General features: G+C 45.2%; 9 protein-coding genes and 1 other RNA gene. 8 read left to right on the top strand and 2 right to left on the bottom strand.

Annotation, left to right across the window (positions count from 1 at the left end; all coding sequences use genetic code 11):
- The first annotated feature begins 195 nt into the window (after window positions 1-195).
- The 7 genes from MKY19_RS23300 to rnpB all read left to right on the top strand — a co-directional run bounded on the left by MKY19_RS23300 (window position 196) and on the right by rnpB (window position 6,984).
- Window positions 196-672: a DUF188 domain-containing protein gene (locus MKY19_RS23300; protein WP_042194373.1), complete on the top strand. Its 477-nt coding sequence runs from the start codon at window positions 196-198 to the stop codon at window positions 670-672.
- Window positions 673-711: 39 nt separating this feature from the next.
- The gene (dnaG, locus tag MKY19_RS23295) at window positions 712-2,532 is read left to right on the top strand and encodes a DNA primase (RefSeq protein ID WP_339798003.1); all 1,821 of its coding nucleotides are present in this window, start codon (window positions 712-714) and stop codon (window positions 2,530-2,532) included.
- Between the two features lie 40 nt (window positions 2,533-2,572).
- Window positions 2,573-3,706: an RNA polymerase sigma factor RpoD gene (gene rpoD, locus MKY19_RS23290; RefSeq protein ID WP_042130309.1), complete on the top strand. Its 1,134-nt coding sequence runs from the start codon at window positions 2,573-2,575 to the stop codon at window positions 3,704-3,706.
- A gap of 106 nt (window positions 3,707-3,812) precedes the next feature.
- On the top strand, window positions 3,813-4,637 hold the full coding sequence (locus MKY19_RS23285) for a hypothetical protein (protein ID WP_339798000.1): 825 nt from the start codon (window positions 3,813-3,815) through the stop codon (window positions 4,635-4,637).
- A gap of 5 nt (window positions 4,638-4,642) precedes the next feature.
- On the top strand, window positions 4,643-5,413 hold the full coding sequence (locus MKY19_RS23280) for a class I SAM-dependent methyltransferase (protein ID WP_339804474.1): 771 nt from the start codon (window positions 4,643-4,645) through the stop codon (window positions 5,411-5,413).
- Complete coding sequence (locus tag MKY19_RS23275) at window positions 5,389-6,504, top strand: Nif3-like dinuclear metal center hexameric protein (RefSeq protein WP_076284780.1); 1,116 nt, start codon at window positions 5,389-5,391, stop codon at window positions 6,502-6,504. The genes MKY19_RS23280 and MKY19_RS23275 overlap by 25 nt, the downstream gene beginning before the upstream one ends.
- A 64-nt stretch (window positions 6,505-6,568) precedes the next feature.
- Window positions 6,569-6,984: RNase P RNA component class A (gene rnpB / locus MKY19_RS23270), an RNA gene on the top strand.
- Window positions 6,985-7,517: 533 nt separating this feature from the next.
- Here rnpB and MKY19_RS23265 read toward each other — a convergent pair.
- Window positions 7,518-8,738, bottom strand: coding sequence for a PLP-dependent aminotransferase family protein (locus MKY19_RS23265; RefSeq protein ID WP_339797997.1), 1,221 nt, complete (start codon window positions 8,736-8,738; stop codon window positions 7,518-7,520).
- A 93-nt stretch (window positions 8,739-8,831) separates the two neighbouring features.
- On the opposite strand from MKY19_RS23265, the gene MKY19_RS23260 reads away from it, so the two are divergent.
- On the top strand, window positions 8,832-10,271 hold the full coding sequence (locus MKY19_RS23260) for a PLP-dependent aminotransferase family protein (RefSeq protein ID WP_339797994.1): 1,440 nt from the start codon (window positions 8,832-8,834) through the stop codon (window positions 10,269-10,271).
- A gap of 5 nt (window positions 10,272-10,276) precedes the next feature.
- Here MKY19_RS23260 and MKY19_RS23255 read toward each other — a convergent pair whose 3' ends face one another.
- Window positions 10,277-12,217 (bottom strand): S8 family peptidase, encoded by a 1,941-nt coding sequence (locus MKY19_RS23255; RefSeq protein ID WP_042190916.1) that lies wholly within the window; start codon window positions 12,215-12,217, stop codon window positions 10,277-10,279.
- Window positions 12,218-12,330 lie beyond the last annotated feature (113 nt).

The raw sequence follows: 12,330 nt of genomic DNA, 5'->3' as shown, positions 1-12,330 counted from the left end.
TTGATTAAAGGACAGCTTTTTCAACAACATCTATAAGAAAAGTTTGTGTCTTATGGTATAGAATGTTGGTTTGGGGTATAAATATACGGAACGGTGCCAATGCGTCATTTGACATCCGTTCCGTATTTATGCATAGAAAGAAGGATTTCTTGCGGTAAGGGCGTATATATATTACACGGGAAATTGGTGATGATCATGGAGAAGAAGTCCCGGTCTAGAACTATAGTCGTGGATGGGGATGCTTGTCCGGTCAAAAAAGAGATAGCTGAAGTTGGTCGCGCCTTTGGTGTGCCGGTACTGATGGTATCTTCTTATGACCATGCACTGAAAGCTGAAGAGGGTGTAACGGTTGTGCAGGTGGACCGGGGAGATCAGAGCGCCGATCTATATATTGCCAATCATATTTCTGCAGGAGATGTGGTATTGACTGGGGACTATGGACTTGCAGCACTTGCACTCGGGAAACGTTGCAGTGTTCTTTCTTTTCGTGGCCAGGAATATGACGATTCCAAAATGGATTTTATGTTGGAAGGCAGGCATGCCAGGGCCGTGGAACGAAGACGGGGACATTATTCTAAGGGTCCAAAACCTATAACGGCAGAAGAAAAAATATATTTTCAACATAAAATGACAAAACTTTTAATACTTTTGCAGGAGAATGTGGAGCAATAGCGAATTATATTTATTTGTTAAGAATTGAAGGTGGTTGAAGTGGCTAGCGGACACGGGAATATTCCGGAAGAAGTTATCGAAAGCGTGCTTGCACGTCATGATATTGTCGATACAGTCGGTAAGGTAGTCCATTTGTCCAAGCAGGGGAAATATTTATGGGGCCTCTGCCCGTTCCATTCGGAGAAAACCCCTTCCTTTACAGTTACCCCCGACCGGGGAGTATTTCATTGCTTTGGCTGCGGCATGGGTGGAAATGCCATCAAATTTAGGATGGAAATCGAAGGATTAACCTTCCCCGAAGCCGTCAAAATAATGGCTGAAGAAAGTGATATTCCCGTTCCTGAAGGTAAGGGAGGCCTAATGTCTCCTCCTGATCCGGAACGCGATCGGTTGATTCAAGCTTATGAATGGTCTGCAAAGTTTTATCATTACTTGCTGAAGAATACGGAACACGGCAAAGCCGCAATGGAGTATTTAAGAGCCCGGAACTTCAGCGATAAAATGATTGACCAGTTTCAGATCGGATATGCTCCGGAACGCTGGGATACTTTGCTACAATTTTTGGAGAAACGGAATTTTGACCTTGCTGAGATGGAGAAAGGTGGACTCTTGTCTGCCCGAGGTGAGGGTAAAGGCTATATAGACCGTTTCCGTGGTCGGATTATTTTTCCGATTGCGAACCGCACAGGCAAGGTGATTGCGTTTGCCGGAAGAATTTTTGGTGAAGGACAACCCAAGTATCTTAATTCTCCAGAGAGTAGATTGTTTAACAAAAGCCGGATTTTATACAATTTGCACCAGTCCAAAGCATCCATCCGCAAAACGCGGCAAATCGTCCTCTTTGAAGGATACGGAGATGTCATTTCGGCCTGGGAAGCAGGTGTGCATAACGGTGTAGCAACAATGGGAACATCTTTAACTGAAAGTCATGTAGCACTGATGAAGAGTCTGGCCGATGAAATTGTACTGTCTTATGACGGTGACCGGGCAGGACAAGCAGCTGCTATGAAGTCCATTCCAATGCTTGAAGGCAGTGGCTTGCGTGTAAAGATCGCCTTACTGCCAAGCGGGCTCGATCCAGATGAATTCATCTCAATGCATGGTGGAGAAAGGTTTATGGATCAAGTTATTGATTCAGCGGTTTCATCCATAAAATTTAAGCTTATATATCTGAAAAAAAACCATATACTCCTAGAGGAAGATGGCAAAATTGCCTACGTCAAAGAAGCTTTGGAGGTCATTGCTTCGTTACATTCCTCGACAGAGAGAGAGGTTTACCTAAGGGAAATCGCTTCTGAGCTGGAACTTTCATATGATAGTTTGAAGCAGGATTGTAATTTACTTAGGGCATCGATGCAAAAAAACATCCCTGAAGGGGATAATAACGACAAAAGGTGGAATAATGGTAGGCATAAAAAAGGGCAAGTGCAGACACCAACTTTGCTGCCCGCTTATCATGTCGCGGAACGGCGTCTACTGTCCTTTATGATTCAGGACCCGGAAGCTGCCACGTATGTGGGCGAACGCCTCGGAGAAGATTTCAACATCGATGATCATGCGGCAATTGCCGCTTATCTATATGCCTATTACGCGCAAGGCAAACCACCCGGCATTAGTCGGTTTCTATCATCGCTTCAGGATGATCGTCTAGAGAAAACTGCTACATCAATTTCCATGATGGATACACCTCCAGACTGGAATATGCAGGTGCTGGATGATTGTATCCGTGAAGTACGGAAATACCCACTGCAGCGCAAGATGGATCAAAAGCGTGAAGAGATGATTCAGGCGGAAAAGTCAGGTGACTTTTTGCGTGCGGCACAAATAGCAAGTGAGATTATAGCCCTAGAGAGACAATGAAATGTTGACAGGATGTACCTAGGGAGGAGGGAGTCGAATTATGGCGAACGATCAGCATACTGAATTGGAAGCAGAATTTACTTTGGATCAGGTTAAGGATCAGCTTATTGAGCAAGGCAAGAAAAGATCATCATTGCTATACAAAGATATTATGGAGAAATTATCGCCGTTTGATCAAGACCCCGAGCAAATGGAGGAGTTCTATGAACAACTCAGTGATTTGGGGATTGAAGTTGTAAACGAGAACGATGAGGAGGTTAACAGCCTCCGGCCAAATGAGGACAATGAAGACAAAGAGGGCGATGAGTTCAGCTTTGATGATGATTTGTCACTGCCGCCAGGGATTAAGATTAATGACCCTGTCCGTATGTATCTAAAAGAAATTGGACGCGTTCCGCTGTTGTCGGCTGACGATGAAGTAGAGCTTGCTATGCGTATTAAGAATGGTGACGAGGAAGCCAAACGTCGTCTCGCTGAAGCGAACCTACGTCTTGTAGTAAGTATTGCTAAACGTTATGTTGGACGCGGTATGCTGTTCCTTGATTTGATTCAGGAAGGTAATATGGGTCTGATCAAAGCGGTAGAGAAATTTGACCATAACAAAGGGTTCAAATTTAGTACGTATGCAACTTGGTGGATTCGTCAGGCCATTACCCGCGCGATTGCGGATCAGGCACGTACGATTCGTATTCCTGTACACATGGTTGAGACGATCAACAAGCTGATTCGTGTCTCTCGTCAATTGCTGCAAGAACTGGGACGTGAACCTTCGCCAGAGGAAATTGCGGCTGAGATGGAGCTGACGGTTGAGAAAGTTAGAGAAATCATGAAAATTGCCCAAGAACCAGTATCGCTCGAAACACCGATCGGTGAAGAAGACGATTCACATCTGGGAGATTTCATTGAGGATCAGGAAGCCTTGGCTCCTGCGGATGCAGCAGCTTATGAACTGCTGAAGGAGCAGCTGGAGGATGTACTGGACACGCTCACGGAGCGTGAAGAGAATGTACTTCGTCTGCGTTTTGGCCTAGATGATGGCCGGACGAGAACACTTGAAGAAGTGGGCAAAGTGTTCGGTGTTACCCGCGAACGGATTCGCCAGATTGAAGCTAAAGCATTACGTAAGCTTCGTCACCCTAGCCGCAGTAAACGGCTTAAGGATTTCCTTGAATAGTATTTCATGAACTGGACCTTCTGCTGCTCAGTAGCAGGAGGTTCTTTTATTTGAATTACGACCCTAAAAGTGCTGACCTTGTGTATCTGGAAAGAAGGATGAGCCAGTGAATTTGGAAAAACGCGAAATTATTATAAAAGAGATACAGTATTGGAGAAATAACAAATTGCTGCCAGAGCAATATTGTGACTTCTTAACCAACCTGTATGATGATGAAGCTGCGGCGAAGGATAACAATCCGATTTCGCTGAAGAATCTACAGCAGGGAAACATCAAAATTTGGCTGTTTGGTTTTGGAATTATTTCCTTGATTTTCTTGATTAGTCTTTATTTTAGCGTTTTTCCCTGGCCTTTGCAACTTGCAACAGCACTATCCGTATTAATTATTTGTTATGGATACTCAGCGGTTTACAGGAACCGAAATCATGTTATTAGTCTTATCCTGGCGGGGCTGGGCAGTGTGTTATTGCTTGGTTTTGGGCTATGGCTGATTGCTTTGCATGATCTTGATCCTCAGCTCTGGAGACCGATTCTGATTGGGGCTTGTGGCTTGTTATGGTGCATTCTGGGATTTGTGCTCCGTATAGGCTTGCTGCAGTATTGCGGTTATGCTTTTTGGGCCTTATTATATGCGGGATTCTTCGGTGGAAAACGCCCTGAGGCTTCGATGCTAGAGCTTGAGCTCTTATGGCTTCCACTCTGTGTAATGATGGTGTGGCTGAGCTGGCTATTACATCACAAAGTTAAAGGCGTTGCCAGTGTTTTTTTTGCAGTGGGAGTATCACTATGGATGATGCCGGAACTCGATGCTCTTTTATTGAGGCAGGATTATCCACAGTGGATTTCGTTTATGCTAATTTTAAAAATTGCGGTAGGCTTGGCCCTGCTGTTCTTGTTTCGAAAAAAATGGATAACGTGGGTGGCAACATGAACAATGTGAAATTATCAGATCGACTTCAGCAATTGCTGGAACAAATTCCGCAAGGAAGCAGGTTGGCAGACATCGGCTCTGATCATGCTCTGCTTCCTGTGGCTGCTGTAGAAAGCGGTAAGGCTGTATTCGCAGTAGCAGGTGAGGTAAACCCGGGTCCCTTTGATGCTGCTTGTAAGGGCGTTGCAGAGGCCGGATTAGGGAAGATAATCTCGGTGCGTCGAGGAGATGGCCTTGAGGTACTGGAACCTGGTGAAGTTAATTGTATCACGATCGCTGGCATGGGAGGGGCTTTAATTGCCTCGATTTTAGACCGTGGTCAGAGTCAAGGCAAGCTTAAGGATGTTACAACACTGGTACTTCAACCGAATGTGGGCGAGGATATTTTGCGCCGCTGGCTGTTAAATAATGAATGGGTTCTTACCGCTGAAAGTATTCTGGAAGAAGACGGCAAGTTATATGAAGTATTAACAGCTGTACCAGAGGATGCAGGTGCCGGAATTACAAATGCCAATGTATATCGAGAGATAACGTTAGGCGATTCCGCTATGGTTCGTGGTCAGGATACCTTGCTACAGATGGGACCTTTTCTGATTCAAGCACCGAATGAAGTGTTTTTTGCCAAATGGCAGGGAGAGGTTCAAAAATTGGAAGGCATTCTTACTTCATTGTCACGTTCAGAACTCGAATCTGCGGAGAATAAACGAAAATTAATTCGAGAACAGATCAAGGAGATTACGGAGGTGCTGCAATGCTTGCCAAAGGACAAACAGTAATTCAATATATGGAGCAGCTGGCTCCAAAGCATTTAGCTGAAGATTGGGACAAAGTCGGTCTGCAACTAGGTTCCTTACAGAAAGAAATAACCAATGTACTGGTTGCACTGGATGTGAACGATGAAGTCGTTGAAGAGGCAATTCGTCTCGGCTGTAATCTAATCATTGCCCACCATGCGATTATTTTTCGTCCGCTGCAAGGGATTCAAACAGACACTCCAATGGGCCGAATGTATGAAAAATTGATTAAAAATGACATCGCGGTATACATCAGTCATACTAATCTGGATGTTACCGAAGGTGGAATGAACGATTGGATGGCGGAAGCTCTTGGTATAGAGAACGGAGTGCCTATTAAAGACATTCATTCCGAGCAATTGTCAAAGCTGGTTGTGTTTGTGCCGAAGGATCATCATCAGAAGGTACTGGATGCCATTTTGAATGCAGGAGCAGGGGCAATCGGCAACTATAGTCATTGCAGCTTCAATATCGAGGGATACGGGACTTTTATTCCGGGAGAAGGCACAGATCCTTATATCGGGGAAAAAGGGAAGCTGGAGCGTGCTGAGGAGATCCGTATTGAGACAATCGTGCCACACAATATCCGCAATAAAGTGGTACAGGCTATGCTCAAGGCTCATCCTTATGAAGAGGTTGCCTATGATTTGTACACGATGGATCTTAAAGGCCGCAGTTTAGGGCTTGGGCGGGTTGGAAAGCTCAAAGAGCCTACCACACTTGGGCAATTCGTTGAGACGGTAAAAAAAGGTCTGAAAGTTGACCATGTACGTGTTGTGGGTGATTTGGATCGTCCAATTCGTAAAGCGGCTGTTCTCGGCGGTTCGGGTGGAAAGTATTATAACAGTGCTATTTTCCGCGGTGCGGATGTGTTGGTTACGGGAGATCTTGATTACCATACAGCACAGGATGCCGTGCTCGCTGGGATCACTCTGATTGATCCAGGACATAATGCAGAGAAGATCATGAAAGAGAAAGTAGCAGAGTGGATGACTGGGAAACTGGTGGAGCATAAGTACGATACAGCTGTACATGCTTCGCAGGTGAATACGGAGCCATTTAAGTTCCTATAAAATTGCCATTTAATAATGCTTGTGCCAGACAGGTGATGTCTGTATAATATATAATGTTGTTCGGAAAGTTTGACAGACAATCGCCGGTGACGTGAAGACGTCACGGGAGGAAAGTCCGGGCTCCATAAGGCAGGATGCTGGATAACGTCCAGTCGGCGCGAGTCGAAGGATAGTGCCACAGAAATGGACCGCCGATGGCCGCCTTAGGGCGGCACAGGCAAGGATGGAACCGAGGTGTAAGAGACCCCGAGGAACGCTGGTGACTTCGTTCCTGGTAAACCCCATCTGGAGCAAGACCTAATGAGACGCAGCAGATTCCTTTATTGGAATAGGCAGCCTTAGCCTGAGGCGCGTCTAGGTTGGTCGCTGGAGCTGTGCAGTAATGTACGGCCTAGATAGATGATTGTCGCTTATGGTGGGAGGGTAGTTCCCGATTGAACCACGACGAGCACAGAACCCGGCTTACGGCAAACTTTCCTAACTGCAACGTTATGATAACAACAACAACCATACAAGCGGCGGCGTATCTCGGGAAACCGGATCACGTCGCTTTTTTATAAATATAAGAAAGTATAAGCTTCACGTTATACATTATCCTTATATTTCTCTCATAAATGCTTACCGTCCTTATAACGCTAAAGGTGTTTATGCTCGTGGCAAGAAGATATGTAGAAAGTGGGAAACGTGTAGCATGGGTAATTATCAGATTTGCGGGTTCTGCGGACATTTATATGAACGAAACAATAAGAGAATGTGCAATAGTTGTGATGAGATGTATCAGAGAATCAGGCAAATCGTAGAGACTTCACCCGACACGATGGTATTAAATATATCCCTTCAGACAGGGGTAAGTGTCAGCCGAATCATGTCTTTTGTTGAAAATGGATATTTTAGGATCAATAAAGATAGCATAGAAGTGTCTAAGAAGTAAATTACTCTGAGCATGCAGGGAATTAAATAACCCGGCTTCCCCATCCTATAAAGGATGAAGAAGCCGGGTTATTAGATCATGATTACGATCGAACCGTGAATTGATTCTCCCGCCATTGTACCAACGCTTTCTCCAGACGCTGAACAGCAACGGGTACAAGCTCAGGTGGCGTATGTGTGAAATTCAGACGCATCTTATTCTTATGGGGCTGTGATGAATAGAACACTTCACCTGGAACAAAAGCAACACCGTTCTCTACTGCTAGAGGAAGTAATTCCTTCGTGTTGATCTCTTGGGAAAGTGTTAGCCATAGGAACATACCGCCTCGTGGCTCCAGAAAATGAGCTCCTTCCCAGTTCTGCGATCGGAGTTCTGCCGATAAGAGCTTCATTCGGGAATAATATTCTCGTGAGATGACACGGATATGCTGCTCAATATCGAAATGCAACAGCAGTTCATCTAAAGCGCGCTGGTCAATGGTGCTAGAATGCAGATCAGCTGCTTGCTTTGCTTTGGCGATGGTCTTGATTAGATTGGAATCGCCGATAATCCAACCGGTACGCAGGGCAGGGGCTACGATTTTGGAAAAAGTTCCAGTGTAAGCGACACAATAATCGCCGTCATAACTTCTGTCGATGGACGCTAGTGAGGGTGGATAAAGATCTTTATTCTCCTCAAAGGTTATTTCACCGTAGGGATTATCCTCCAAGATAAGAACCTTGTAGCGGCGGCAAATTTCCACCACTTTCTCACGGCGTTCCTTACTCCAGGTTGCTCCTGAAGGATTGTTAAAGGTCGGAACTGCGTATAGGAGTTTGGGCCGTAGTTTCTGAATTTGATCTTCCAGGTGATCAGGCAGAATGCCTTGCTCGTCGTTATTTATCGTATGAATATCAGCTCGGTAAGAGCCAAGTACTTGTAAGGCTGCCAGATAAGTAGGAGCTTCAACAAGGACAGCATCACCGGGATCAAGCAGTATTTTACATAATAAATCTATGGCTTGCTGGGAACCTGTGGTCAGAATCATCTCAGACGCTGTTACAGGGATTCCTTGCCGAGTAAGTCTTTCAGCGATTTTGTCACGTAGTGGAGTAAAGCCCTCGGTTAGTCCGTATTGAAGCGCTGAGGTATCGCTGGAGAGTACACGGTTATAAGCGTCTCGTACTGCCTCCAAGGGAAACAAATCCTCCCCAGGCAGCCCGCCCGCAAGTGAAATAATGTCATTGCCCTGTGTAACCTTTAGAATCTCACGAACGGCTGACGATCCTAGATGATTGGCTGCGGCCGAGTATTTGATATCCATAAATGAGTTCTCCACCTTTCGATTTGGTGCTATCATAATAGGAATACTGTATAACAGTAAAGCGTTGAATATAACAGTGGAGGTGAGGGGTTCATGCATATCGATTTGATTCGCAGCGGCAGTAAATCTTTGCCTCATCAAATCAGTGAAACCCTAAGTCAGCGGATCTCATCAGGACTGCTCCAGCAAGGTGTCCGGCTACCCTCCGTAAGAAGTTTGGCTACAGCTTTGAGAGTAAGCCAGGTTACAGTAAGCAAGGCATACGATGTGCTTGAGAAGCGGGGACTTATTTATTGCAGACAAGGAAAAGGCTGCTTTGTAGCCGACCCTGAACACACCAGACGTCAGGAAGATGGTCGCTGGCAGGATGTATATGATGATTATTTGCCGCGAGCTCAGCTTTGGCGCAATTTTGATTACTCTGAAGTTAAGTATCCCTTTCATATAGCTGCAATTCATAGTGAGTTACTTCCTCTAAAAAATATTGGTGACTCCTTCGCATCATTAGTTACGCAGCAGCCGGAGCTTATGGCAACCTATGGGAACTTCCAAGGTGATCTGGAGCTGCGAGGAATTATGAGAGATCATTTAAAAACACGTGGAATTACACTTACTTCCTCTGATGTAATGATCACAAGCGGAACTCAGCAAGGCATTGATCTGGTTGCTCGTACGTTTGTCGGACCTGGGGACACAGTGTATCTTGAGGCTCCTAGTTATACAGGAGCTATAGATGTTTTTGCAGGACGAGGTGCAGAGATGATTTTTGTACCTACGGACGGTGAAGGGATGCGGGTGGATATTCTCACAAGAATGTGTGATCAAAGACCGCCTAAGCTAATTTATACCATCCCTACTTTTCAGAATCCAAGTGGAGTAACCATGAGCATAGCAAGAAGACAACGTCTGCTGGAATTAGCCCGCAGTTACCGTTGCCTTATTGTTGAGGATGATCCATTTAGTGATTTATATTTCCATGCGCCTCCGCCGCCTACGATCAAATCGATGGATTCCGAAGGGCATGTAGTATATATGAAGAGTTTCAGTAAAGTTATTGCACCCGGCTGCAGAATTGCTTGTGTAGCCGCTAGTGGGAATATTCTGTCACGACTTATCGCTGCCAAGTCCGCAAGTGATTTAGGGAGTCCGCTGCTTACACAAAGGGCGGTACTGCCATTCATAGCGGGCAAGTATGAAACCTATGCTGCTCAGTTACGAGTTACACTCCGTGGTCGCATGGAAAAGGCGGCGAAGCTTCTGAAGCTTTACGCGCCGCCTGGAGTAAAATATATTCTCCCAGAGGGTGGTCTTAATCTCTGGCTGGAGTTGCCGGCTTCACCTGATATCGGAAGGCTACATGAGCTGGCCGAACAGGAGAGCATTTCTTTTTTACCGGGTGATGTTTGTTACTCTGCGGAGACCCCTTCCCGGCATATCCGTTTGTGTTATTCACAAATGAATGAAACGGATATGGAGGAAGGCTTACGATTATTTCTCCGTTTACTTGGTAGATTTTTGAAGATGGGTGGTTAAGGTTGTTACTTAGAGTTACTTAATCTTTGTTTCAATTGATTCATTTGTTTTTGTACATGCTGTGGCCATAGCTGTAGTGGAACCTGATTGCCGCTAGCGGCTTGCAATGTTTTATAGATATCGACCTGACCCCAGCCAAAATATTTGTCATGCCCGGGAGTGCCTAAATCAACAGCATTTTTGGTCATAAGATCCATAACTTCCGTATTCGTTAGATTCGGATTTAGTGAACGCACCAGACCCGCCAGCGCAGCGACATGAGGACTGGCCATCGATGTACCGGATAACGCGGCATACTGGCTATCTGGGTAAGTGCTTGCTATGCTTTCTCCGGGTGCTGCGACATCAATATAATCGCCGTAGTTGGAGAAGGAAGCTTTTTCCCCTGAAGCATTTGTTGCAGCTACTGCAATCACTTCGGGATACGCAGCAGGAAAACCTGGTCGTTCTGTATTATCGTTGCCTGCAGCAGATACGAGGACGATATCTCGGTCGTAGGCATATTTGATCGCGTCATGAAGAAACTGGGAATCCGCATAGTTACCTAAACTCAAGTTAATGACTTTCGCACCGTTGTCCGCTGCCCAAATGATTCCTTCTGCAACAGAATAAGTGGTACCTGCTCCTGAATTATCGAGTGCTTTTACCGGAAGGATCTTGTTGTACCAGCTGATTCCAGCTACTCCCTCTCCATTATTGACCAGGGCGCCTATAATTCCAGATACATGTGTGCCATGTCCAACATCATCTTCTGGAGTGGAGCCATTGGTGATCGCGTTATACCCTGTCAAAAGCTTGCCCTTCAAATCCGGATGATTGATCTGGACTCCCGTATCCACTACGGCTACGATCACTTCTTTACTTCCCTTAGAAAGATTCCAGCCCAGCTCCGTTTCGATCGCTGGCAGATTCCATTGATAGGTGGAGAATAACATGTCATTTGGAGTAACTGTTCCCTCTGCGTTTTTAGATATCGTATCATTGGTTAAATACATATAGTGAGGCTCCGTATATTCGGGGTGCCATTTATTGGTGAAATAGTCTTTGAGCTCATAATAAGTCATCTTCTCCGAACGGAAAATATAGGCATACCCAAGCTTACGTGGCTTCTTGCCGTTGATATCAGCGGTTATCGTTTGAAGCTGCCCCGGAGTAGGTGAGTTGTTGCGGAAACGTACGACAATTTCATTCTCATAAAAATGGCTGGCGTTTTCGTTATCATGACCGGTCTTAACGGTGATATCTTTTAAATTATCGGTATGAACGGATTCTACACGGTACTTACCTTCCTTCGGATAAGGAATGAGACGCAGGTTCTTCAGCTGATGGTCTGCCACACGACCAAGCACCTTTTGGTTAATAAGTGCAATGATGCCTACATTTTTTTCTTTGTTCCGCTGAGCGATAAAGTAATATTTCTCTTTACCGATTGTAAACGTTGGAGATTCATAGGATTGATGACCATGGATCGCTGATTTCGCCGTCTTAAGATATTTTTGCAGCTGCTGATTCTCCTGTTCGGTTCCTTGAGGAAATGAAGAGGACTTAAAGGTTTCCGTTTTTTGCTTGCGAAAATCAATCCACATAAGCATAGTGATAAATCCGTGGTTCTGCTGCAAACGTTTTGCATACACTGATTTATCATGAAGCGAAGTCATTCCATCCGTTTCAGAGAGGAGCTTAGTCAAATGTCTGCTGACATCCACTCTATTCAGATGATCCGTCGCATCAACATCTTGAGATAAGGAGCTTTTCTTCAATGATTTTTCCTGTGAAGGGTTTGGTGCTGAATGTAGGGCTGAAGTTGGAGCAGGATTTGGTACAGCAACATTAGCGACTTCTCTGGTCGTCGTCCCATTAGTGGCAGGACGTAGCGCAAAGGTAAGTAATACAACTGTGAACGCAGCTGTTACCAAACCTGCAACCGTTAGATTTTTACGTGACATGATTTCCGCTCCTCTACGCATTGTAATGCCTATAGGTTTAGAAGAGAGCGTATGTTTTATGCATCTTAGAAAAGGATACCTTCCTAACGTTTTTTATGATAATATCAGAGAGA

This window comes from Paenibacillus sp. FSL R5-0744 (genome assembly GCF_037972555.1).
Classification (GTDB): Bacteria; Bacillota; Bacilli; order Paenibacillales; family Paenibacillaceae; genus Paenibacillus_AQ.
The sequence above is the reverse complement of the archived record's forward strand: the minus strand, read 5'-3'. Positions and strand labels throughout refer to the sequence as shown.